Below are 23,027 nucleotides of genomic sequence, written 5' to 3' on the forward strand. Positions count from 1 at the left end.
GCCTGCCCGGAGTCATGCCGTTCGGCCGGCCTCCTCGGCCGCGCGCTCCAAGCGGTCGCGATAGTCCGCCCACCACGCCGGGTCCTGCGGCGGAACGCCGTCGTTGCCCTCGGTCATGCCGATGGTGCCGTCGATGAGTTCCCGGAGGATGTCGGCGTGCCCGGCGTGCCGCTGGGTGTCGGCGATCACGCGGACGCCGGCGTGGTGCAACGTCACCTCGGCCCTGCCGCTCGGCCACCACGGCACCCTGCCGACCGTGTCCAGCGCCAGCGCCTCGATCGTCGCGTCCGAGTGCGCCCACGCGCGGCGGTAGAGCCCCACGATGTCCTCGCGCGGCTCGTCGGCGGTGGCCCACATGTCCGCGTTGGTCTCGGCGGCGTCGTCGAGCCAGGGCAGCGGTTCACCGGACGGCCGCCCGAAGGTGTCCCCGAGATACCCCAGCTCCACGCTCGCCGCGTGCTTCACCAGACCCAGCAGATTGGTGCCGGTCGGCGTCAGTGGCCGGCGGGCGTCGTACTCGGAGAGCCCTTCCAGCTTCCACAACAGGGCGTCGCGGGCGGACTGCAGATAGAAGCGAAGGTCGGCCTTGGCATCAGGAGGGGCAGTGGTCATGGGGCCAGTCTGCCGCTCCACCGGCCTCTGCCCACCGCCTTTTTCATCGGCGCCTTCTCCACCACCCGAGGCCCCGGGTGCCGTCCGCGCCGCGCCACCGCGACGGTGTGGTCGGCAGCCTCGTGCTCTTGGACGGGTGGCGGGCCGGGCCGACCGGATCACACGTCGTCGACGTCAGCGAGGAACCGGACGCCCCGCCGTCCTGTTGCGCCCCGACGGCCACGTGGCATGGGCGGGCGAGGCACAGCAGGACCTGCTCACCCACCTGCCCAGGTGGTCGGCCCCCGCCACGGGCTGAGCATGCGGTTACGGCTCGAAGGGTGTTCGATGGCCGCGACCGAGCACGCGGTCGTGAACCGGGGTGCGCGGCCCCGAGGGGCCTGGGGTGGCAACCCAGGCGGCGGGAGGGGCGGGCGTGGAGACATCACCCGGCCACCCCGGCGCCGAGTGGTGCCACTCGGTGCCACTTGGGTCACCCGGCGTCGCTTGGCGTCAAGGGGCGCGGTCTGATGCCGTGCGGCGCCAGGTTGAGCCACTTGAGATCTGGTGGTGTCATGACAGTGCTCGTGTCCCGAAAGCCTGCTCTCACCTGCGGAAAGGCGGCTCGGTGGGGCCTCGCTCGCCCGCCCTCGCCACCCCTGTGGCGCCAATCCCGCTTCCATTGGTGCCATTCATGTGCCATGATGGCGTCATGGATCTCACCCCCTACGTCGACCGCCTCCGCCAGGAGCTCGTCGTCGCCGCCGAAGCCGGTGGTGACGAGGCCCGAGCCCTGGCCGAGCGTCTCCTCGCTCCCCTGGACTCCGCCACCCGCCTCACCCTCCTCACCGCCCTCTCGGCGGCAATGAGCGAGGTCACCCGCGAGCTGGCTCCGGGCTCGGTCGACGTAAGGCTGCGCGGCGCCGACCCGGAGTTCGTGGTGACCCTGCCCCCCGCCCCGGTCCACGACGCCGCACCGCGGACCGAGGCGCTCGCCCCGCCTCCCGTGCCGGAAGGCGACGACGGCGCCTCGGCCCGTATCAACTTCCGCCTCCCGGCCCACCTCAAGGCCCGCCTGGAGGAGGCGGCCGGCCGCGAGGGGCTCTCGGTCAACGCCTGGCTGGTCCGTGCCGCCTCCGCCGCACTCGACCCGGTGGCCGGCCCTCGTACGAGCACGCCCCCCGCCTCCGCACCGAACCGCGCCACCGGCGACCGGGGCTTCACCGGCTGGGTCCGCTGAGGCCTGAGCCGCACTCACCACCGCCGCACTCACCACCTACGTCATCCACCCATCCAGAGAGGACGGGAGATCCGTCATGCCTTCCTACGACACACCGAAGCCCATCACCGCAGTCGTCTACTGCTCCATCGGCACCACCCGGATCATCGCCTCCGACCGCACCGACACCGTGGTCGAGGTCGCCCCCGCCAACCCCTCCGCCGGCGCCGACGTCAAGGCCGCCGACCAGACCAAGGTGACCTTCTCCGGTGGCGTCCTCACGGTGAAGGGCCCGCGCAAGAACTCGCCCTTCGGGCGGGTGGGCGGCATCGACATCACCGTCGCCCTGCCGGCCGGCTCCGCTCTTGAGGCCACCGGCGAGGTCAGCGACTTCCACTGCACCGGACGCCTCGGTGAGACCCGCCTGAAGACCTCGGTCGGCGACCTCCAGGTGGAGGAGACCGCCGCCGCCCGGCTGCACGGCGAACTCGGAATGGTCCGCCTGGGCCGCGCCACCGCCTCAGCCGAGATCATCGCCGCCGGCCGCGTCACCGTCGGCACGGTGAACGGCGGCCTGACCGTCAAGAACGGCAACGGCGACACCGAACTCGCCGAGGTCACCGGCGCCCTGGAGGTCTCGGCCTCCAACGGCCGCATCGATGTCGGCATCGCCCACGCCGACGTGGAGGCCAGGTCCGCCAACGGCGGTATCCGCCTGGACCGTGTCGTCCGCGGCAAGGTCACCCTCCGCGGTTCCACCGGCGACCTGGAGGTCGGCATCCCCGAGACCACCGCCGCCTGGCTCGACATCCACACCAAGGTCGGCACCCTGCGCTCCACCCTCGGCTCCGCCGAAGGCCCCGGCGACGCCACCGACACGGTGGAGGTCAGCGCCCGCACCTCGGTCGGTGACATCCACATCCGCCGCGCCTGACCCGCAAGGGCGGCATACGCCCGTCACCCGACTCTCTCCTCCCACTCCTCACTCCGCCAAGGAGCTGTCTGTCATGCCCACAACACAACTCGAACGCCAGAGGGCCACCGCCGACCTCATGGCCACCGGCCTCACCAAGTCGTACGGCGACAAGCAGGTCCTGCGCGGCATCGACCTCGCCATCCCGGCCGGCTCCGTCTTCGCCCTCCTCGGCCCCAACGGCGCGGGCAAGACCACCACCGTCCAGATCCTCTCCACTCTGATCGCCGCCGACTCCGGCACCGCCCGCCTGGCCGGCCACGACCTGGACCGCGAGCCCGACGCCGTACGCAAACTCATCGGCGTGACCGGCCAGTTCGCCGCCGTCGACAACCTCCTCAACGCCGAGGAAAACCTGATGCTCATGGCGGACCTGCACCATCTGCCCCGCCGCGAGGGCCGCCGCCGAGCCGCCGACCTGCTCACCCGCTTCGACCTCACCGAGGCCGCCCGCAAGCCCGTCGCCACCTACTCCGGCGGCATGCGCCGCAAGCTCGACCTGGCGATGACCCTGGTCGGCGACCCGCGCATCATCTTCCTCGACGAGCCCACCACCGGCCTGGACCCGCGCTCCCGCCGCACCATGTGGGGGATCATCCGCTCCCTGGTCGCCGACGACGGCGTGACCGTCTTCCTCACCACCCAGTACCTGGAGGAGGCCGACCGACTGGCCGACCGTATCGCCGTACTCGACGGCGGAAAGCTGGTCGCCGAAGGTACGGCGGAGGAGCTGAAGCGCCGCATTCCCGGGGGGCACATCTCGCTGAAGTTCGCCGACCCCGTGGCCCTGGACCTGGCCGCCTCCCACCTCGCCGCCACCTCCCGCGACGACGAGGAACTCACCCTCCAGATCCCCTCCGACGGCACCGTCCCCACTCTCCGCGCCGTGCTGGACATCCTCGACACCGCCGGAATCACCCCCGAGGCCCTCTCCCAGCACACCCCGGACCTCGACGACGTCTTCCTCACCCTGACCGGCGACAAGCAGCAGCAGGAGATCTCCCGATGAGCAGCATCAGCTACGCGGCCCGTGACTCCGTCACCATGTTCCGCCGCAACATGAAGCGCGCGATCCGCTACCCGTCGGTCGTCATCACCATCGTGATGATGCCGGTCCTCTTCCTGCTCCTCTTCAACTACGCCTTCGGCGGCGCGCTCGGCGCCGGCATCCAGGGCCCGCAGGCATCGAAGGGCGACTACATCGACTACGTCGCCCCCGGCATCATCCTGATGGCCGTCGCCACCGGCTGCATCGGTGCCGCACTCAGCGTATGCATGGACATGACCGAGGGCATCGTCAACCGCTTCCGCACCATGTCGATCTCCCGGGCCTCCTTCCTCACCGGCCATGTCCTGGGCAATCTGGTCCAGACCGTCCTCGGCACCGCCGTGGTCACCGGTGTCGCCCTGGCCATCGGCTTCCGCCCGAACGCCACCGCCCTGGAGTGGCTCGCCGTCCTCGGCCTGCTGTCCTTCCTGGCCCTCGCCCTGACCTGGCTCGCGGCCGGTATGGGCCTGACCGCCAAGACCGTCGAGTCCGCCAGCAACATGCCCATGCCCATCACCTTCCTCCCCTTCCTGGGCAGCGCCATCGTCCCCACCGACTCCATGCCGTCCTGGATGCGCTGGTTCGCCGACTACCAGCCCTTCACGCCGGTCAACGAAACCCTCCGCGGCCTCCTGATGGGCACCGAGATCGGCAACAGCGGCTGGATCTCCCTGGCCTGGTGCGCGGGAATCGGCCTGACCGGCTACCTCTGGTCCAAGGCGGCCTTCAAGCGGGGCGTCCGCAACTGAGGTGCACCTGAAGTCCATGAAGCGGGGTCCATGCAACGAAGTCCCGTGAAATGGAATGCCCGGATGTCCTGCGGGCCTCGGCCGAGGCCCGCAGGACATCCGGCGTTCGGGCGACACGGATCGTACTCACGTGTCCTGTCCCAGGTAACTGTGGGCATGGTGGTGCTCTGACCTGCGGTGCAAGACTTGCAGCACTGCCCCTGCAGCACCGCCGACGGCCTGGAGGAGTGTCAGCGCGCTGCGAGGTTTGCGAGCAGCTGGGCGGCGGGCTTCGGGTGGACGAGCCAGCGCAGGTGACTCCCCTCGAGTGTCCGGACATCGAAGGGGTTGTCGGGTGTGAGCGCGTCGGCTTCGCGAATCATGCGGTCCTGCGCGGTGAGCGGAATGCTGGCATCGGCGGCCAGGCGCACATAGGTCTTGGGAATCCGGCCCCAGGTCGCGGCCTGTGCCCGGTCGGCGGACGTACCGGCGTCGAGGTTCTCATCGGGCTGGAAGGTGTTCAGGAAGGTCCGGAACTCGTCATCGGTGAGGTCGGCGGCGAACGCTCGCTTGAACGCGGCGAGCGCCGCCGGATCGGCGGTGCGGAAGTTGGTCCGGAGCAGGCCGAGTTCGGCCGGGTTCCCGACGAGCGTGGCAGCGAAGGCTCCCGCGTCGACGTCCGCCATCTCCGGCTGGGCGTAGTAGTCGCTCACGTCCAGATCGACGGGGCACCAGGCGGAGACGTAAGCGATCCGGTCGATCAGCTCGGGCCGGGCGTTGGCGACGGCGGTGGTCGTGATGCCGCCCCTGCTGTGGGCGACGAGGATGGTGGGGCCGTTCCGCTTGGCCCGTTCGAGGACTTCGATCACGCGGGCGGCGTTGTCGGCGAGCGTGACTCCCTTGATGCTCCCCGGTTCCGCGGCGAGGGCGTCGAGATCCTGGGGAGCCTGGTAGGCCGCGGGGAAGGTCGCCTCGAATCCGTGCCCCGGAAGGTCGACCGCGACCGAGCGGTGCCCGAGTAAGGCGAGCTCGGCCTGCAGCGGCGCGAACGAGAACGAATTCGCGAAGGCCCCATGAACAAGAACGAATGTCGGCAGATTCTGCATGCCTCAGCCTCCAACAGAACGATCTTCGGAGCAAGATCAAGGGTTTCAAGAGGGCTCCGACAGACCCGGCGCTTGTGCCGGATGCAGACGTTGTCGTGGACGGAGACCCAGACCTGAGCGGGGAGTGTCGAGCCGATGCGTGTGACGACACAGCAGCGGCAGGCCCGATGGAGCACGTGGTCGGGGGCCGGGGCGTGGGTTTTCGTGGTGGCGACATGTCGTTCGCGCGGAGGCCGGGGGTGGCTTTGGCCAGGTTCTGACGGGACTGGCTGCTGAGGATGCGGAGGGCATCAAGTGTGGTGAGCCGGGAGTCGAGCCAGCGTGAAGGAGGGCGCAGGCGGCCAGAGGAACTCTCCATAGCCTGCCTGCACATGACCGGGACCCAGCCGTACATGCCTACAGAAGTGCGGTACTGCCTACACGTCGCAGAGACAGGACAGACAGGACGCGTGTCCTGTCTCAGCCGGGACTCTTGAGCGATTCCGGCGCGTCGTCCCGAGCACTACCAAGCCTCCCTTGCCGGCCGTAGCCATCTGGGCGAGACGATCGTGCACGGAGAAGACATCCGGCGTCCGCTGGGCATCCGCCGCGACTACCCGATCGAGGTCGTCACTCAGGTGGCCGGGTACTACCAGGGCTCGGACCTTGTGGTCGTTGCCAAGGGACGCATCGACGGGCTGAAGCTCGTCGCGGATGACGGCCCTTTCACGACCGGTTCGGGGCCGCTCGTGCCCGGCCCCGCCTTGGCCTTCGTGATGGCCATGACCGGACGCGCGACGTACTGCGACGAACTCGAAGGCGACGGTGCGGAACTCCTTCGCAGTCCGACACCTCGGGTGGGACCTGTCCCCTAGTGGTGACGGACTGGACGGCTTACCTATTGGGGGCCGGCGGGTGGGGATGTCGGGCAGGTTATGCGGGAAGCTGTGGTGGGGCAGGTGCAATGTGTGAGGCTCCGGGTGTTGCTGTTAGGCATGGTGGCTTTGTCTACCTGGCGTCGGCCGGGGGTGCGGTCGCGCCAGACAGCTCAGCTCGCCTCTGCCATGCGTGCGTGGGCTGGATATTCTGCCGATATGAGGATCATGGTGGGGGGCCTCGCGGCCGGGTTGGGTTTTGGGGCGGTTACCTCGCTCGTCAACGCGCTTTCGTCGCCGTACGTGGAGCTCGGGATGCCGCTCGCCGGCACCGTTTGGGCCAAGGCTGCCAAGGTGCTCAGCCTGCTGATGGACGCCGGCTGGTCCTGGGCCGCGTTGGCGGTGGGGATGGGTTGGCTGGCCGGGACATGGGCCCGAGGCGCGCTGGTTGGGGCTCTGGCGCTGATCGCGGCCTCGGTGTCCTATTACGTGACGGACGCCTTCGTTCTGGGGGCACCGCTGGCTTTGTTCGCGACGGAAACGGTCATGTGGTCGGCGGCGGGTTTGTTGTTCGGGTTGGCCCTGGGTGTGGTGGGTGCAGCCATCAGGCGGCCTGGGCTGATCGGCCTTCTTGCCGCGTTGACGGTGCCGGTGGGTGCTGCGGTGCAGATGGTCGTGATCCCGCCCCGGCCTCACCTCACCCTGACCCCGGCAATTGTTCTCGCCGAGGTCATCGTCTGGACAGCTGCTGTGATCGGTGCAGGCTGGGCTGTCTACCGTTTCTGGGCCGCGAGGCGTGCAGTCAGGGCCGGCCAGTGAACCATCGTGGGTAACCCGCCCTGTTTCATGGGCGAGCCAATCGCTGAAGCTTTCCCATGATCGTGGACTGTCAATCCCCTGGTTGCGTAGAGACGTTGGTTACGCGGCCCGGCCTTCCTGATCGGTGCGGGCTCGCGCTTCCTGGATGATCCGTTCGAACGCGACGGGTGGCTTCCCGCCGGCCGCGCTGTGACGGCGTTTCGTGTTGTAGAAGTCCGCGATCCACGTGGCGGTCTTCAGCCGGGCCTCGGCGCGGGTGGCGAAGGCGTGCCGGTGGATGTACTCGACCTTGAGGACCGAGTGGAACGACTCCGCGGCCGCGTTGTCCAACGCCGAGCCGACGCGTCCCGTCGACTGCACCACGCCCCAGCGGCCGCACAGCTGCTGGAACGCCTCGGACGTGTATTCGCTGCCGCGGTCCGTGTGGAAGATGACGCCGTCGACCTGGCCGCCCCGGGCTGCGATCGCCATCTGCAGGGCGGCGCTGACCAGCGCGGCATCGTGCCGCGCGCCCATCGCGTAGCCCAGGGCCCGGCGGGAGAACGCGTCGTGGACGGATGCGAGGTAGAGCTTGCCCTCGCCGGTGTCGATCTCCGTCATGTCGCCCCACCACAAGACGTTGGGAGCGATGGCGTCGAACTTGCGTCGCACCAGTTCAGGGGCAGTCTTCCGCTTGCCGGGGCGGGTGAGCGAGCGGCGTCGACGAGGCGGCTTGCGGCCCTGCAGGCCGAGTTCGGCCATGATCTCGGCGACGGTGTTCTGCGACACCTGCCAGCCCTCCTCCCACAGATCCAGCGTGATCCTCGGCGAGCCGTACGTCCGGCCCGAGCGGTCGAAGAAGCAGCGGATCCTCTCGGCCAGCTCTGCGCGTCTGACCTCGCGTTTCGTCGGCTCGGACGGCCTGCGGCGCCACTTGTAGAACCACGCCTCCGACACGCCGAGGGCCCGACGGGAGGTGCGGTGCGGAATGCTGTGCACGGTCTTCTGGTCGCTGATCACCCCGACGAGCAACGCCGGGTCCGCCACAGCTACTTCACCCACAAGACCATGCAGCGTTTGAGTACATCACGCTCCATGGCCAGCTCCTTGTTGTCCTTCTTCAGCTGCGCGTTCTCCCGCCGCAGCCGCGCGAGCTCCTCGCTCTCACCCGTCGCTGTGGCCCCGCCGGCCCTTAGGGCCCGCGACACCCAGCTCGCCAGCGTGGTCTCGTTGATCCCGAGATCCTCCGCGACCTGCGCGATCGGCTTGCCGGTCTCGGCGACGATCCAGCCCCCTCACGGAACTCCGCGTCGAACTTCCGTCTCTTGCCTGCCATGACCCTCAACTTCCCCTGCAGTCAGGGTCTCTACGCTACGAGGGGAAGGTCACAGGCAAGTTGCCGTCCGGACCGTGCTGCCGGTAGGCGACGTCCACGCCGTGCACGGACACGGCGCGGGTCGGCGCGTTCTTGTACGACGACGGGGTGGGCGTGGGGGAGCTGGACGGTGCGTTCGTGATCGGGTCCTGGTGTGGGAGAAAGGAGCGTGGGGCGGGTTCTTCTCGTTGTGGCGGGCGGCGTTCTCGGCGTCCGGCAGGGCCGTTGCCCTGGGTTCACGTCATGGAGACGACGACCTTGCCGGCTTTTGCGCGGCCTTTCTCGACGTACTCCATGGCCTGAAGGGTCTCGTCGAAGGGGAAGACCTGGTCGACGACGGGGCGGATCTTCCCGGCGTCGATGAGGCGGGTGAGTTCGCGCAGCTGGTCGCCGCTGGCCCTCATGAACAGGAAGGAGTAGGTGACGCCGAGGCGCTTGGCCTGGCGCCGGATCTTGGCACTGAGGACGGCGATGCCCAGGCGCATGACCGCGTTCGAGCCGAGTTCGAGGGCGGTGGCCGGGTCGGGTGGGCCCGCGACGGAGATGGCCAGGCCGCCGGGCTTGAGGATGCGCAGGGACTTGGCGAGGTTCTCGCCGCCGAGGGAGTCCAGGACGAGGTCGTAGCCGGTGAGGAGTTCGGAGAAGTCCTGGGTGCGGTAGTCGATGACCTCGTCCGCGCCGAGGTCCTTGACGAGGTCGATCTTGGCGGTGCTCGCGGTGGCGGCCACGTGCGCGCCCAGTGCCTTGGCCAGTTGGATGGTGATGGATCCCAGGCCGCCGGCGCCCGCGTGGATGAGGACCTTCTGGCCCGGCTGGACGTTCGCCCGCTCGACCAGGGCCTGCCAGGCGGTCAGCGCGACCAGGGGGAGGGAGGCGGCCTCGGTCATGGTGAGCGTGGCGGGCTTGGGCGCCAGGTCGTCCTGGTGGACGGCGAGGAGTTCGGCGAAGGTGCCGATGCGGTCCTTGTCGGGCCGCGCGTAGACCTCGTCGCCCACGGCGAAGCGGGTGACGGACGATCCGACGCGGACGACGGTCCCGGCGAGGTCGTTGCCCAGGACGAGCGGGAGACGGTAGGGCAGGATCTGCTTGAGGTCACCGTCGCGGATCTTCATGTCCAGTGGGTTGACACTCGCCGCGTGGATCTTGACCAGGACGTCGTCGGCGCCCACCTGGGGGTCGGGTATCTCGGCGGCACGCATGTTGGACGCGTCACCGTACTTCTCGACCATGAAGGCCTTCATCGTCATCTCCGTTCGTGTGGTCTCCCGTCCAAGCGGGAGGGGTGTTCTGTCCGTGAGGGGTTTGTCTCGTTACGAGACAGTTTTTGGTGTCTTCTGGTCCGCGCGTTCCGCGTCGGCACGGCAGTGGACCAGTGCCTGCGCGGAGAGCTCTGCGGCGGCCGTGTTTCCGGGCTCAGGCTACTGGCACGACCGGGGCGATGACGCTGCCCGCGTCGCCGCCCTGGAGGCGGCCCGGCGAGCCCGCGACGCCCTCGTGCGGTACGCCGAGCGGCATGGCGCTGACCTTGTCGAGGCGCGCGTACTGCTCGTCGGTGAGCTGGACGTCGAGGGCTGCGAGGTAGCTGTCGGCGCTGTCGAGGAAGGTGCCGCCGGCCTCGGTGAACCGGTCGAAGATCCGGCGGGCCTTGTCGGGCTCGGCGCCGGCGCCCCAGCCGGTGCCGAAGTTCGCGGTGCCGAGCGCGTACTCGGAGACGCGCAGTCCGGTCTTGCGGCCGAAGGTCGTGTAACGCATGAGAAGTCCTTGCGTAAGGGGGCCTGGAAGGCGGTCGCGTCGGGGTGGCGGGGTGAGCGTCAGCCCGCGGTCGGCTGGGGTGTCGCGGACAGGCTCTGCTTGACGTACCGGCTGGTCTCGTCGGCGAGGATCTCGGGCAGGCCGGTCTCGATGCCGTACAGGGCCTGGGCCGCGACGTCGGCGGCGGCGACCTTCTGATCGGCGGGCACGTCGGCGGCCATGTCGGTGTCCATGTAGCCGACGTGCAGCGCCGAGACGGTGATCCCGCGGGGCGCCAGTTCCTCGCGGCTCGCGTCGCTCAGGGCCCAGGCGGCGGCCTTGGACGCGGCGTAGGAGCCGAGGGCGGCCGGGTGGAACCAGGACAGGGCGGACAGGACGTTGAGTACGGCGCCGCCGCCGTTGCCCTCGATGACGGGGGCGAAGGCCCGTGTGGCGACGAGCGGGCCGAAGAAGTTGGTCTCCATCTCGCGACGTACTTCGTCCAGGTCGCCGCCGACCAGCGTCGCGCCGGTGGAGACGCCCGCGTTGTTGATCAGCAGCGTCGCGTCCGACGCGATGCGGGCGGCCTCCCGTATCGACTCCTGGTCCGTCACGTCGAGGCGCAACGGGTGGACGCCCGGCAGGTCGACCGTCTCGGGACGGCGGGCCGCCGCGTAGACCTTGGCGCCATGCTCCACGAGCTGGGCGGCCAGGTGCCGCCCGAGGCCCCGGTTGGCGCCGGTGACAACCGCGACCGCGTTCTTGAGTTCCATGCTCGCTCCTGTCCTTCGCAGACGCCGTCGGAGCACCCGCGTCAATTAGATTGCAGCCACAATCTAAACACGCGACTAGGATAGATGCCAATCGACATCCAAACTGGTTCGTGCAGGAGGTGGCCATGGGCCGCGTATCGCAGGCGCAGGCGCAGGAAAATCGCAGGCGGGTGGTGGACACCGCGTCGCGGCTGTTCCGGGAGCAGGGCACCCACGTCAGCGTCGCCGATCTCATGAAGGCGGCCGGCCTCACCCACGGCGCCTTCTACAAGCAGTTCGCCTCCAAGGAAGCGCTCGTCGATGAGGTCACCGCCCACGCCTTCGATGAGTTCGCACGGCGCTTTGCGGCCGGGCTCGAGCGGCACGACGGGCAGCGGGATGCCGCTCGGCGGGCCCTGATCGACGCCTACCTCTCCGTCGAACACCGTGACAACGCGGCGGACGGCTGCCCGGTCGCGGCTCTCGCCATCGACGTCGCGCGCGGACCCGAAGGCCGCGAGGCGCGCCGTACCTACGCGGAGGGCGTGGCCGACTTCGCCGCGTTCCTCGCCCCCGCCGAGGCCGTCGCGGACGTCGGGGGCGTCGGGGGCGTCGGGGGCGGCGAGGGCGGCGAGGGCGGCCTCGCCCGGCTGTGCACCCTGGTCGGTGCTCTGGTCCTGTCCCGGGCCACCCAGGGCTCCCCGCTCTCCGAGGAGATCCTCGCCGCCGCGCACGCGGCCCTGACGGAAGCCGACTGACCGGGGGCCCGGCATCGGGCGCCGCGCGGCGTGTGCGCACCGGCCGCACCCGCGAGGTGACGCGGGGCCCGAGGCTTCCGTGCTCGCGGCCTGATCGATCTGGCGTAGTTCCGTGCTCCCTACGACAGTTGTCGTGCAAATGCGACACCCATCGTGCTCAGCCTCACTCACGGGGCCGCAGTGGTGTAGCGCACTTTTGCAAGCGGGTGCTTGCAAAAGTTAGCAGAGGTGGGGCATGGTGGAGACATGGCATCGCTCAACGTCGGCAATCTCGGTGAGTACCTGCGTGAACAGCGGCGAAACGCGCAGCTGTCGCTCAGGCAGCTCGCCGACGCCGCCGGGGTGTCCAATCCGTATCTGAGCCAGATCGAGCGCGGGCTGCGCAAGCCGAGCGCGGAGGTGTTGCAGCAGGTCGCCAAGGCGCTGCGGATCTCCGCCGAGACGCTGTACGTGCGGGCCGGGATCCTCGACGCCGAGCGGGACGGGGAGGAGCGTCGGCGGGAGGACGCGACGCGCGCCGTCATCCTCGCCGATCCCACGCTGAACGAGCGGCAGAAACAGGTGCTGCTCCAGATCTACGAGTCCTTCCGCAAGGAGAACGGGTTCGAGATCGACCTCGGCGTCGGTGCCGGCGGCGGTGTCGGCGTGGCCACGGAAGCCGAGGAATCCTCGGCCCCCGGTCCTCGTACGACCGACGGCGACGATGCAGGTCCGCGACAGACGGCGGGTTGACGGGACTCGACGACGTGGACCACTTCAATGACTTGGACAACAGGGACGACTCGACGGTCTCGTCGACCACGGGTCGGACCGATCACGAAACCCTCAGCTGAAAGCCAACCCGGGAGGACCATCACCATGGCCATCACCGACGACATCCGCAAGGCCGTCACCGACCCGACGCCGTTCTACTTCGCCGCCGGCACCGCCGACCTCGCCCTCCAGCAGGCCAAGAAGGTCCCCGGTCTCGTCGAGCAGCTGCGCGCCGACGCCCCGGCCAGGATCGACGCCGTACGCCAGACGGACCCGAAGGCCGTCCAGGAGAAGGCGACCGCCCGCGTCAAGGAGACCCAGGAGAACGTCCAGACCAAGGTCACCGAGCTGTTCGGCACCCTCGACACCGACCTGAAGAAGTTCGGGGAGACCGCCCAGGACTTCGCGCTGCGCGGTGTCGGCGTGGCCGCCGAGTACGCCGTGAAGGCACGGGAGACGTACGAGAAGGTCGCCGAGCACGGTGAGCAGGCCGTGAAGACCTGGCGTGGCGAGGCCGCGGAGGAGATCGAGGAGCTCGCGATCGCCGTCGAGCCCAAGTCCCAGCCGGTCGAGGTCAAGGACGCCGCGAAGCCGACCGAGGCCAAGGCGGCGCCGGCGCCCGCCGCGAAGCCCGCCGAGGCCAAGGCCGCGCCCGCGCCCGCCGCCGCGAAGCCGGCGGCGAAGAAGGCTCCGGCCCGGAAGACGACGACCGCGAAGAAGACCACGCCGCCCGCCAGGTAAGGGGCGGCGCATATCGCGCCACGGGGACGGGCCGGGCACCTTTGGGGTGGCCGGCCCGTTCTGCGGGTACGGTGGCCGTAAGACGACTCGATCCAGGTGGTGGGCATTGTGCTGTTGACGGCATTCAGCGGCTTCGTGTCGCTGCTTTACCTCGCCATGCTGCTCCTCGCGGTGGTGGCGCTGGTGATGGCCGCGTTCGCGCGCGAGGACGCATATCGCGCCGCCGACAAGCAGAACAAGATGTTCTGGCTGATCTTGCTCGGCGTCACGGTCGTGGTGAACCTGGTCGTGCCGTTCCTCTTCCTGCAGATCGCGGGCTTGATCGCGACGATCGTCTTCCTCGTCGACGTACGCCCCGCGCTTCGGCAGGTCTCCGGTGGGGGCGGTGGCGGTCGCCGCGGTTCCAGCAGTGACGGGCCGTACGGGCCGTACAACGGCGGTCGGTGACCTCAGGCGTCGACAGCTGGGGCGGCGTGGACCCGGTACCCGGTCAGCTGTCTCGGTCCAGCAGGAGGACGGCCACGTCGTCGGTCAGTTCGCCGCCGTTGAGGTCGCGGACCTCGTTCACGGCCGCGCGTAGCAGGTCCTCGCCGCGCAGGCCCTGGGTGAGCTGGCGGCGGACCATCTCCACCATGCCGTCCTGGCCCAGCCGTTCCTTGCCCTCGCCGGTCCGGCCCTCTATCAGGCCGTCGGTGTACAGCATCAGACTCCAGGCGGCGCCCAGTTCGATCTGGGTGCGCGGCCAGCGGGCGTTCGGGAGCAGGCCGAGGGCGGGGCCGCCGTTGTCGTACGGCAGCAGCTCGGTCGGCGGGGTGGCCCCGCCCTGGCCGTGGCGGGCGATCAGCGGGGACGGGTGGCCGGCGAGGCAGAGGCCCGCGCGGCGGCCGTCGGGGGCGATGTCGACCGTGCAGAGCGTCGCGAAGATCTCGTCGCTCTCGCGCTCGTGCTCCAGGACGCGCTGGAGCGTGGACAGCAGCTCGTCGCCGCACAGACCCGCGAACGTCAGCGCCCGCCAGGCGATGCGCAGCTCCACGCCGAGCGCCGCCTCGTCGGGGCCGTGCCCGCAGACGTCGCCGATCATGACGTGCACGGTGCCGTCGGGGGTGCGGACGGTGTCGTAGAAGTCGCCGCCGAGCAGGGCGCGGGAACGGCCGGGGCGATAGCGGGCGGCGAACCGCAGGGACGAGCCCTCCAGCAGAGGCGTCGGCAACAGGCCGCGCTCCAGGCGTGCGTTCTCCTGGGCGCGCAGTTTGGACTCCGTGAGCCGACGCTCGGCGGTGTCCGACCGCTTCCGCTCCACGGCGTAGCGGATCGCGCGGCTGAGGAGGCGGCCGTCCAGTTCGTCCCGGAAGAGGTAGTCCTGTGCGCCGACTCGTACCGCTTCCGTGCCGCGTTCGATGTCGCCGGAGTCGGTGAGGGCGAGTACGGCGTGGCGGGGGGCCAGGGACAGGACGTTTTTGAGGACGGCGAGTTCGTCGTCGTTGGTGGTCCTGACCGCCGTGGCGTCCGAGCCGGGGGTGGTGGCGGCTGTGGGGGTGCCCGTGTTCGCTCCGGGGCCGACGCCCGGGCCGAGACTCGCGTCGGTGGTGCGGGTCGGGGCCGGGAGGGCCAGGTCCAGGAGGATGCAGTTGACGTCATCGGTCAGCAGGCGCTGGGCCTCGGTGAGGTTGCGGGCGGTGCGGACACGGATCGGCTTGCCCGCGGAGTCGAGTAGCCCGGGCACGTTGAGGGAACCCGCCGGGTCGTCCTCGATGAGGAGAACCGTGAGGTTGGTGGGGCCGCCGGGCTGGGCGGCCGGGCCGGCGGGTCCTGTCGGGCCTCCGGCGCCGGCGGGCCCGGGCGGGTTTGTGGAGTTGTCTGCAGGGGGCAGGGCCGAGGCGTTCAGGGCCGGCCCCTCTCCGAACGGGCCGCTGGGCGCGGACACGGCGTGCGCCTGACCACTCTCCACGGCCGGGATCGCTCTCTGCCGCGGTACGGGTACGGGCATCGTCTTGGGTTCCTTCCCTCCCCCGAGGGCATGGTGGGGCGAGGGACCTCGACCCACCGACGGGGACCTTAGCGCCAGGCGCCGCCACAACGGAATGCCTGGCGGGGCACGGGGTGGCAATCGGCCGCTGTCATATGCCGCATCTGGTACCGCACTTGGACATGGCGGTGCTTTCGTCAGGGATGACGTATGTCACGCGGCCGGGACCGAGCCGGATGCGGAAGGTGGTGAGGGTCACGTGGGGTGGGTCACGGTGTCCTCCAGGGGGAGGGTCAGCTCCTGATCCTTTACCTCTGAATCCTCTGCCCCGTACGGCCGCCCGCTCACGCGTCCGGTCGTACGACGCCCAAGATCTGCATCGTGCCCGCGCCGGCGATCGTCACCGTACGACCCGGTCGGGGGGCGTGGATGACGGAGCCGTTGCCCATGTACATGGCGACGTGGCTGGCGTCGGAGTTGTAGATGACGAGGTCGCCGGGGCGCATGTCCTTGATGTCGATGTGCTGGAGCCGCTTCCACTGTTCCTGGGAAGTGCGGGGGATCGGCCGGCCGGCGCTGGCCCAGGCCTGGCTGGTCAGGCCGGAGCAGTCGAAGGTCTTGGGGCCCTCGGCGCCCCATTCGTACGGCTTGCCCATCTGTTCCGTCGCGAACTTCACGGCCTTCTTGCCCTGCTCGGACGCCTTGCCGTTGATCTCGTCGAGGATGCCGGAGTCCAGCCAGGCCGCCTGCGACTCCTGCGCCGCGTCCTCCTCCAGCTGCGCCAACCGCTCCAGCTCGTCGTCCTCCAGTTGAGCTTCGAGCTCCTCGGCGGCGGCGATCTGCTTCTTGACCTTCTTCTTGGCCTTCTCCTTGGCCTTGCGGTTGGCCTCCAGCTTCTCCCAGCGTGCGGAGGCGTCCTCGGCGTACTGCTCCAAGTCCTGCTGGGTCCGGGTCATTTCGGCGAGCAGACCCTTGCTCGCCAGCTGGCCCTGACGCACACGGTCCGCGCCCTCCAGGAAGTCCTGAGGGTTCTCGCTCAGCCACAGCTGCACCTCGGGCGGGAGGCCACCGCCCCGGTACTGGGCGCGGGCCGCGGCGCCGATCAGGTCCTGCAGCTTGTCCAGCTTCGCCTGACCCTTGGCCATCTCCTGGGCCAGATCGACGATCTCGGCGGACTGCTTGTCGGCCTTCTCCTCAGCCGCGTTGTACGCGTCCGTGGCGACCGCCGCGTCGTGGTAGAGGCCTTCCAGCTTCTCCCGTACGGCCTCCAACTCCTCGTTCGTCACGGGCGTCGAGTCCGTGGCCGGAGTGCTCGCGCCTGAAGGAGTGTCCGAACCGGCCGAAGGTGTCGGGCTCGGGGTCGGCTCCGTCGGTGCCGTCTGGCTCGCGTACGCGGTGACCGGCGTGCCCAGCACCGTCATCGCGCAGACCACGGCCACAGCCACCATGGTCAGGTTCCGCCTGCCGGCTCCCATACTTCTTGCCCCCAACCCCAACAGAACACGACTGAACTGGTTAACCATCAGTAACTTCCTGGCGCCTGGGTGATCGTGTCACGGCGTCGCGCGATGCGACAGAGGTGGGCAAGAACTCACTTCCCCTCACTTCCCCTTGCTCCCACCTGCATGACAGTCCCCCGCCTGTGTGACGAACACCTCGGGAAGGCCGTTCCCGTGCGTCACGAAAACATCGCTCTGTGTAATCATCCGGTGGCGGTTCTCCGTGGACTTCCGTGGGCTTCCGTGGACCTCGTCGGGTTCCGTCGAGTTCCGTGGAGCTTCAGCCTCGCGGCGCCAAAGCCTCCCACGCCACGGTTACTTCGCCCTGCCGCCAGCGCGTCACCCCGTCCCGCACCGGCCAGTCGGCGCTCAGGGTGCGGACCGTGCGGATCCAGCGCTGGCGGGCGCCGTACGAGGCGTACGGGGCGGCGGCGGCCCAGGCGCGGTCGAAGTCGCGGAGGAAGGCGTGCACCGGTTCGCCGGGGACGTTGCGGTGGATGAGGGCTTTCGGGAGGCGTTCTGCCAGGTCGGAGGGGTGGGCCAGGGAGCCGAGCCGGGTGGCGAAGGTGATCGTGCGGGGGCCCTCCGGGCCGAGTGCGACCCAGACGTGCCGACGGCCGATCTCGTCGCAGGTGCCCTCGACGAGCAGGCCACCGGGGCTCCCGACGGGCGGGCCACCGGGGCCCTGGACGGGTGGACCGCCGGGGCCCTGGACGGCCTGCCCGCCGGGACCCCCGACGGGCAGGCCGCCGGGGAAGTGTCTGTCGGGGGAGTAGCCGCTGAGGGGCGTGGCAGGTTCGAGGCGGGCGCACAGGCGTTCCCAGACGGCGGCGACCTCTTCCTCGTCGTACTGGCGCAGGACGTTCGCCGCCCGGATGAGGGTCGGACGGCCCGGCACCGGCACTTCGAAGCCGCCGTGCCGGAAGGTCAGGCCCTCGCGCTCGTACGGCTTCGCCGCCGCGACCCTGGCCGGGTCGATCTCGATGCCGACCACCTGGGTGCGGGGTGCTGCCGCGCGGAGGCGCCCGAGCAGTTCGACCGCCGTCCAGGGGGCCGCGCCGTAGCCGAGGTCCACGGCGAGGGGGGTGGTGGCGCGGCGGAGTGCGGCGCCGTGGGTGGCGGCGATCCAGCGGTCCATGCGGCGCAGGCGGTTGGGGTTGGTGGTGCCGCGCGTCACCGTGCCGAGGGGGTGGGGGGCCATGGGACCGAGGGTATGCGGGCCGGCGTTTCCCGGATGCCGCAGGTTTCGGCAGGGGCTCGGCCCTCCACCCCCCCCAACGACTCACAACTCCAGTCCCTCACCGACCTCAACCCTCGCTCCCCCTCCCTCAACCCCTCAGTCAATCGAACGGTTGAGCGAGACTCGGTAATAATTCAGCAAAGAGGAAATGGAACGGCCCCCTCCGGCGTTTTCGCACACCAGAGGGTTGCGCACGCCCTCGAACGGCATGCCCGGACCGAGGAGGAACGCCACGTGAGCCACTACATCGGCAGGCTCGGGCGACGTTCCCCGGCCGCCACGTCGCGGCTGAGGCTGCACCGGAAGCCGCGCCGGGTCGCGATGCTGTCGGTGCACACGTCGCCGCTGCACCAGCCTGGAACCGGCGACGCGGGCGGCATGAACGTGTACATCGTGGAGCTGGCGCAGCGGCTCGCCGCACAGGGCATCGAGGTGGAGATCTTCACCCGTGCCACGACCGGCGCCCTGCCCCCGACGGTCGAGCTGGCCCCGGGCGTCCTCGTCCGGCACGTCGACGCGGGCCCGTACGAAGGGCTGGCGAAGGAGGAGCTGCCGGCCCAGCTGTGCGCCTTCACGCACGGTGTGATGCAGGCGTGGGCGGGCCACCGCCCCGGCTACTACGACCTGGTCCACTCGCACTACTGGCTCTCCGGCCACGTCGGCTGGCTCGCCGCCGAACGCTGGGGTGTCCCTCTGGTGCATGCCATGCACACCATGGCCAAGGTCAAGAACGCCGCGCTCGCCGCCGGCGACACCCCCGAGCCCGCCGCCCGCGTCATCGGCGAGACGCAGATCGTCCGCGCCGCCGACCGCCTCATAGCCAACACGGCCGAGGAGGCCGACGAACTCGTACGCCACTACGAGGCCGACCGCGCCAAGGTCGCCGTCGTCCACCCGGGCGTGAACCTCGACCGCTTCCGTCCTGCTGACGGCCGGACGGCGGCGAGGGCCCGGCTCGGCCTGCCCCAGGACGCCCTGATCCCCCTCTTCGCCGGCCGCATCCAGCCGTTGAAGGCCCCCGACGTCCTCCTCCGCGCCGTCGCCGTCCTCCTCGGTGAACGCCCCGAGCTGCGGTCGAGGATCGTCGTCCCGGTGGTCGGCGGACCGAGCGGCAGCGGACTCGCCAAGCCGGAAGGCCTGCAGAAGCTGGCCGCGCGTCTCGGGATCGCCGATGTCGTACGGTTCCGGCCGCCGGTCGGGCAGGAGCAGCTCGCGGACTGGTTCCGGGCGGCGTCCGTGCTGGTCATGCCGTCGTACAGCGAATCCTTCGGGCTCGTCGCCATCGAGGCGCAGGCAGCCGGCACGCCGGTGCTGGCGGCCTCGGTCGGCGGCCTCCCGGTCGCCGTGCGGGACGGGCACACGGGCTTCCTGGTCCAGGGCCACGATCCCGTCGCCTACGCGCGCGTGCTGGGCGATTTCGCCGACAACCCCGACCTCCCCGCCCGCATGGGCACGGCCGCCGCCCGCCACGCCGAGTCCTTCGGCTGGGACAGGGCCGCCGCCACCACCGCGGACGTGTACACGGAGGCCACGCACGACTACCGCCGCAACGGGGCGTGGGCCCATCACGGCTGAGTCGCCCCTCGCGCGACTGTCGCGGTGACGGGGGTGCGGGCCCCTCACGGCCGTGCCGCGCGACTGCCGCCGCGACGAGGGTGCGCGCCCATCCACGTGTGCCGTACGGCATACGCCATACGGCACACGGCTGTCGGTGCAGCGGGGTGCGGGCTCACCGCCGGTGAGCCGTCGGCCCGCTCGTACCGGCGGGTACGCTCGCCCCATGGCTGACGCAGCGTCGATCATCGAGCAGGTCCTCACCGAGGCCGAGCTGGCGTGGGAGAGCCCGGGGCCCGGGAACTACGTCGTGAAACTCCCCGGCACCCGCAAACTCTCGACGACCGTCTCACTGATCGTCGGCAGGCACTCGCTCTCCCTCAACGCCTTCGTGATCCGCCACCCCGACGAGAACGAGGCGGGTGTCCACCGCTGGCTCCTGGAACGCAACCTCAAGCTGTACGGCGTGAGTTACGCCGTCGACCGGCTCGGCGACGTCTACGTCACGGCCCGGCTGCCGCTCTCCGCCATCACCCCCGACGGGATCGACGGCCTCCTCGGCCAGGTTCTGGAAGCGGCCGACGGCGCCTTCAACACCCTCCTCGAACTGGGCTTCGCCTCCGCGATCCGCAAGGAGTACGCCTGGCGCGTGTCCCGCGGGGAGTCGACTCGCAACCTGGACGCGTTCAGCCACCTGACGCGCGAACCTGCCGGCCCGTCCGACGCCGCCCGCCCGGTCGCTGACAGCGACCCGGGGTGACCCCCGCCCACGGCGTGAAGCGCCGGGCCGGATGAGGCTGGTCGTAGAACCCGGCCGCCACCGCCACCGCCGCCACCTCACCGGGCCGCACCTCTTCCAACAGCAGCCGCCTGGCCCGATCCACCCAACGGGACATCAGCAGATCCGCAGCCGAAGGGCGACCGTACGACCGGGCCGTGGCCGCTGCCCCGGCGACACCCCCGGAAGCGGCTTGCGCAGATGCCCCCGCAACCGCTCCCCGGCAAGCGCCGGCCGGCTCCGAGGAGCTTCAGCCCGAACTCGTACGGGCCTTCTCCGCTGAGGGTGTGCTGACCAGAGGCCCTTGGCCAGGCCGCTCAACGGCGGTGGTCTCCTTCTCCGCCACGGTGGTCTCCTCCGTCACGACGGTGGCCTGCCCCCCGGGCATCCCCCGCATCAACGCCCAGTATCCCGCCCCCGCCACGGTCCCGATCACGGCGCACGCCCCCCACAGCCACTCCTCGCCCCACCGGTCGATGACGACGCCGGACATGAGCGGTGCGACGAGGGCGGCGACGGACCACGACATCGTGTACATGCCCTGGTAGCGCCCGCGCCCCTGGACGGGAGAGAGGCGGACGACGACGCCGGTCTGGGTGGGCGCGTTGACGATCTCCGCGAGGGTCCAGACGCACACGGTGAGCGCGAAGACCCCGATCGACCCGGCGAACGCCGTGAGGCCGAAGCCGTAGCCGGCGAGCATCGAGGAGATGACCAGGAGCCGTCCCGGGTCCCGGTGCTCGATGAAACGGGTGACCGGGATCTGCAGGGCGACGATCAGCACCCCGTTGACGGCGATGGCGAGACCGTAGTCCGCCGGTGTGAATCCCGCCTCGCCCATCGCGACGGGCAGCCCCACGGACCCCTGCTGGAAGATCAGCGCGACGAGGAAGGACAACCCGACGACGCCCATGAACCGCCCGTCACGCACGACGGTGCCCAGCCCGGCCTCGTCCGCACCGTCGGCCTTCTCCGCCGCCGTACGCTCCGGCCGCGACTCCGGCAGCTTCACGAAGACCAGGATCGCGCAGGCCAGCGTCATCCCCGCCTCGATCAGGAACCCGGCGAGATAACTGACCTCGGCGATGAACCCGGCGGCCATGGCGGAGATCGCGAAACCGAGGTTGATGGCCCAGTAGTTGAGGGAGAAGGCGCGGACGCGGTCCTCGGGCCGCACGATGTCCGCCATCATCGCCTGTACGGCCGGCCGGGAGGCGTTACTGGCGGCGCCGACGAGGAAGGCGACCGCGGCGATCGCGACGGGATCCTGTACGAAGCCGAGCAGCGCGACCGACACCGCCGTCGAGGCCTGCGCGACGAGCAGCGTGGGCCGCCGCCCGAGCCTGTCGGCCATGACCCCGCCTGCGAGCGAGGAGACGACCCCGCCGAGACCGTGCAGCGACGCCACGAGCCCGGCGTACGAGGCGGAGTACCCGCGGTCCAGAGTCAGATACAGCGCCATGAACGTGGCGACGAACGCGCCCAGCCGGTTCACGAGCGTGCTGGTCCACAGCCACCAGAACTCACGGGGCAGCCCTGACACCGATTCCCGGACGGCACGTCTGGCGGCGACGAGTGGCATGGAGGTCTCCCACGGACGTAAGTGGCTAAGGCGGTGAACACAACTTACGAACCCCGTCGGATCCCGGACCACCCAATTAACAACCCCAGTCGACTGTCAGCGCGTAGGCCGCCCGCAGTTCGACTTGGCCCGCCCCGCCGGCCTGTCCGCCTGTCCGCCTGTCGGCCGGGCGGGCGACGGTTCCCGGCCGTCGATTACGCTCGGAGCCATGGCCGACGCACCGTACAAGCTGATCCTCCTCCGCCACGGCGAGAGCGAGTGGAACGAGAAGAACCTGTTCACCGGCTGGGTGGACGTCAATCTCACGCCGAAGGGAGAGAAGGAGGCGACGCGCGGCGGTGAGCTGCTGAAGGACGCCGGCCTGCTCCCGGACGTGCTCCACACCTCCCTCCAGAGGCGCGCCATCCGCACCGCGCAACTGGCCCTCGAATCCGCCGACCGCCACTGGATCCCGGTCCACCGCAGCTGGCGCCTGAACGAGCGCCACTACGGCGCCCTCCAGGGCAAGGACAAGGCGCAGACCCTCGCGGAGTTCGGCGAGGAGCAGTTCATGCTGTGGCGCCGCTCGTACGACACCCCGCCGCCCCCGCTCTCGGACGACTCGGAGTTCTCCCAGTCCTCGGACCCGCGCTACGCGACCATCCCCCCGGAGCTCCGCCCCCGCACGGAGTGCCTCAAGGACGTCGTCACCCGCATGCTCCCCTACTGGTACGACGGCATCGTCCCCGACCTCCTCACCGGCCGCACGGTCCTCGTCGCCGCCCACGGCAACTCCCTCCGCGCCCTCGTCAAGCACCTCGACAACGTCTCCGACACGGACATCGCCGGCCTCAACATCCCGACCGGCATCCCCCTGTCGTACGAGCTGGACGCCGACTTCAAGCCACTGAACCCCGGCGGCACCTACCTCGACCCCGAGGCCGCCGCAGCCGCCATCGAGGCGGTCAAGAACCAGGGCAAGAAGAAGTAACGCAACACCGG

General features: G+C 70.2%; 22 protein-coding genes and 4 pseudogenes. 14 read left to right on the plus strand and 12 right to left on the minus strand.

Annotated elements, in window-relative coordinates; all coding sequences use genetic code 11:
- Positions 1-12: 12 nt before the first annotated feature.
- Entirely contained in the window at positions 13-612 is a 600-nt protein-coding gene (locus WBG99_RS19290) for a DinB family protein (RefSeq protein ID WP_338897489.1), read from the minus strand.
- Positions 613-773: 161 nt separating this feature from the next.
- Here WBG99_RS19290 and WBG99_RS19295 point away from each other — a divergent pair.
- The 5 genes and pseudogenes from WBG99_RS19295 to WBG99_RS19315 form a co-directional block, all read left to right on the plus strand.
- A pseudogene (locus tag WBG99_RS19295) lies at positions 774-910 on the plus strand (hypothetical protein); the annotation flags it as partial.
- A 393-nt stretch (positions 911-1,303) separates the two neighbouring features.
- Positions 1,304-1,831: a hypothetical protein gene (locus tag WBG99_RS19300; RefSeq protein ID WP_338897490.1), complete on the plus strand. Its 528-nt coding sequence runs from the start codon at positions 1,304-1,306 to the stop codon at positions 1,829-1,831.
- A 76-nt stretch (positions 1,832-1,907) separates the two neighbouring features.
- The gene (locus WBG99_RS19305; RefSeq protein WP_338897491.1) at positions 1,908-2,744 is read left to right on the plus strand and encodes a DUF4097 family beta strand repeat-containing protein; all 837 of its coding nucleotides are present in this window, start codon (positions 1,908-1,910) and stop codon (positions 2,742-2,744) included.
- A 73-nt stretch (positions 2,745-2,817) separates the two neighbouring features.
- The gene (locus tag WBG99_RS19310; RefSeq protein WP_338897492.1) at positions 2,818-3,792 is read left to right on the plus strand and encodes an ATP-binding cassette domain-containing protein; all 975 of its coding nucleotides are present in this window, start codon (positions 2,818-2,820) and stop codon (positions 3,790-3,792) included.
- On the plus strand, positions 3,789-4,580 hold the full coding sequence (locus tag WBG99_RS19315) for an ABC transporter permease (protein WP_338897493.1): 792 nt from the start codon (positions 3,789-3,791) through the stop codon (positions 4,578-4,580). The genes WBG99_RS19310 and WBG99_RS19315 overlap by 4 nt, the downstream gene beginning before the upstream one ends.
- 230 nt (positions 4,581-4,810) lie before the next feature.
- Here WBG99_RS19315 and WBG99_RS19320 read toward each other — a convergent pair whose 3' ends face one another.
- Entirely contained in the window at positions 4,811-5,665 is an 855-nt protein-coding gene (locus WBG99_RS19320) for an alpha/beta fold hydrolase (RefSeq protein ID WP_338897494.1), read from the minus strand.
- A gap of 468 nt (positions 5,666-6,133) precedes the next feature.
- On the opposite strand from WBG99_RS19320, the pseudogene WBG99_RS19325 reads away from it, so the two are divergent.
- Together WBG99_RS19325 and WBG99_RS19330 are read left to right on the plus strand one after the other, a co-directional pair.
- Positions 6,134-6,519 (plus strand): annotated as a pseudogene (locus WBG99_RS19325) (hypothetical protein); the annotation flags it as partial.
- A gap of 219 nt (positions 6,520-6,738) precedes the next feature.
- Positions 6,739-7,338, plus strand: coding sequence for a hypothetical protein (locus WBG99_RS19330; RefSeq protein ID WP_338897495.1), 600 nt, complete (start codon positions 6,739-6,741; stop codon positions 7,336-7,338).
- A gap of 99 nt (positions 7,339-7,437) precedes the next feature.
- On the opposite strand, the gene WBG99_RS19335 is transcribed toward WBG99_RS19330, so the two are convergent.
- The 5 genes and pseudogenes from WBG99_RS19335 to WBG99_RS19355 form a co-directional block, all read right to left on the minus strand.
- Positions 7,438-8,379 carry an IS3 family transposase gene (locus tag WBG99_RS19335; RefSeq protein WP_338897496.1) on the minus strand — a complete coding sequence of 314 codons (942 nt, stop codon included), beginning with the start codon at positions 8,377-8,379 and terminating at the stop codon, positions 7,438-7,440.
- Positions 8,367-8,603: a transposase gene (locus tag WBG99_RS19340; protein ID WP_338900400.1), complete on the minus strand. Its 237-nt coding sequence runs from the start codon at positions 8,601-8,603 to the stop codon at positions 8,367-8,369. The genes WBG99_RS19335 and WBG99_RS19340 overlap by 13 nt, the downstream gene beginning before the upstream one ends.
- A gap of 325 nt (positions 8,604-8,928) precedes the next feature.
- Positions 8,929-9,933 carry an NADP-dependent oxidoreductase gene (locus WBG99_RS19345; RefSeq protein ID WP_338897497.1) on the minus strand — a complete coding sequence of 335 codons (1,005 nt, stop codon included), beginning with the start codon at positions 9,931-9,933 and terminating at the stop codon, positions 8,929-8,931.
- 337 nt (positions 9,934-10,270) lie between these two features.
- Positions 10,271-10,444 (minus strand): annotated as a pseudogene (locus WBG99_RS19350) (aldo/keto reductase); the annotation flags it as partial.
- A gap of 59 nt (positions 10,445-10,503) precedes the next feature.
- On the minus strand, positions 10,504-11,196 hold the full coding sequence (locus tag WBG99_RS19355; protein WP_338897498.1) for an SDR family oxidoreductase: 693 nt from the start codon (positions 11,194-11,196) through the stop codon (positions 10,504-10,506).
- A gap of 125 nt (positions 11,197-11,321) precedes the next feature.
- Here WBG99_RS19355 and WBG99_RS19360 point away from each other — a divergent pair, with 125 nt between their 5' ends.
- The 4 genes from WBG99_RS19360 to WBG99_RS19375 all read left to right on the plus strand — a co-directional run bounded on the left by WBG99_RS19360 (position 11,322) and on the right by WBG99_RS19375 (position 13,874).
- The gene (locus WBG99_RS19360; RefSeq protein WP_338897499.1) at positions 11,322-11,933 is read left to right on the plus strand and encodes a TetR family transcriptional regulator; all 612 of its coding nucleotides are present in this window, start codon (positions 11,322-11,324) and stop codon (positions 11,931-11,933) included.
- A gap of 246 nt (positions 11,934-12,179) precedes the next feature.
- Positions 12,180-12,665: a helix-turn-helix transcriptional regulator gene (locus WBG99_RS19365; RefSeq protein WP_338897500.1), complete on the plus strand. Its 486-nt coding sequence runs from the start codon at positions 12,180-12,182 to the stop codon at positions 12,663-12,665.
- Between the two features lie 126 nt (positions 12,666-12,791).
- On the plus strand, positions 12,792-13,427 hold the full coding sequence (locus tag WBG99_RS19370) for a hypothetical protein (RefSeq protein WP_338897501.1): 636 nt from the start codon (positions 12,792-12,794) through the stop codon (positions 13,425-13,427).
- Between the two features lie 108 nt (positions 13,428-13,535).
- Positions 13,536-13,874, plus strand: coding sequence for a DUF2516 family protein (locus tag WBG99_RS19375; protein ID WP_338900401.1), 339 nt, complete (start codon positions 13,536-13,538; stop codon positions 13,872-13,874).
- A gap of 43 nt (positions 13,875-13,917) precedes the next feature.
- On the opposite strand, the gene WBG99_RS19380 is transcribed toward WBG99_RS19375, so the two are convergent.
- The 3 genes from WBG99_RS19380 to WBG99_RS19390 form a co-directional block, all read right to left on the minus strand.
- Complete coding sequence (locus WBG99_RS19380; protein ID WP_338897502.1) at positions 13,918-15,414, minus strand: SpoIIE family protein phosphatase; 1,497 nt, start codon at positions 15,412-15,414, stop codon at positions 13,918-13,920.
- A 323-nt stretch (positions 15,415-15,737) separates the two neighbouring features.
- The gene (locus WBG99_RS19385; protein WP_338897503.1) at positions 15,738-16,868 is read right to left on the minus strand and encodes an NlpC/P60 family protein; all 1,131 of its coding nucleotides are present in this window, start codon (positions 16,866-16,868) and stop codon (positions 15,738-15,740) included.
- 304 nt (positions 16,869-17,172) lie between these two features.
- Positions 17,173-18,093, minus strand: a complete 921-nt coding sequence (locus WBG99_RS19390) for a class I SAM-dependent methyltransferase (RefSeq protein ID WP_338897504.1) — start codon at positions 18,091-18,093, stop codon at positions 17,173-17,175.
- Positions 18,094-18,366: 273 nt separating this feature from the next.
- Between WBG99_RS19390 and mshA the strand changes: the two genes are divergently transcribed.
- Positions 18,367-19,707, plus strand: coding sequence for a D-inositol-3-phosphate glycosyltransferase (gene mshA / locus WBG99_RS19395; RefSeq protein ID WP_338897505.1), 1,341 nt, complete (start codon positions 18,367-18,369; stop codon positions 19,705-19,707).
- Positions 19,708-19,912: 205 nt separating this feature from the next.
- A complete protein-coding gene (locus tag WBG99_RS19400; protein WP_338897506.1) occupies positions 19,913-20,446 on the plus strand; it encodes a YbjN domain-containing protein in 534 nt (177 codons plus the stop codon).
- Here WBG99_RS19400 and WBG99_RS19405 read toward each other — a convergent pair.
- Both WBG99_RS19405 and WBG99_RS19410 read right to left on the minus strand, forming a co-directional pair.
- Positions 20,373-20,585 (minus strand): annotated as a pseudogene (locus tag WBG99_RS19405) (hypothetical protein); the annotation flags it as partial. The gene WBG99_RS19400 and the pseudogene WBG99_RS19405 overlap by 74 nt on opposite strands.
- Before the next feature lie 129 nt (positions 20,586-20,714).
- A complete protein-coding gene (locus WBG99_RS19410; RefSeq protein WP_338897507.1) occupies positions 20,715-22,046 on the minus strand; it encodes an MFS transporter in 1,332 nt (443 codons plus the stop codon).
- Between the two features lie 208 nt (positions 22,047-22,254).
- Between WBG99_RS19410 and WBG99_RS19415 the strand changes: the two genes are divergently transcribed.
- Positions 22,255-23,016 (plus strand): phosphoglyceromutase, encoded by a 762-nt coding sequence (locus WBG99_RS19415; RefSeq protein WP_338897508.1) that lies wholly within the window; start codon positions 22,255-22,257, stop codon positions 23,014-23,016.
- Positions 23,017-23,027: the final 11 nt, after the last annotated feature.

The sequence above is a fragment of the Streptomyces sp. TG1A-60 genome, from assembly GCF_037201975.1.
GTDB lineage: Bacteria > Actinomycetota > Actinomycetes > Streptomycetales > Streptomycetaceae > Streptomyces.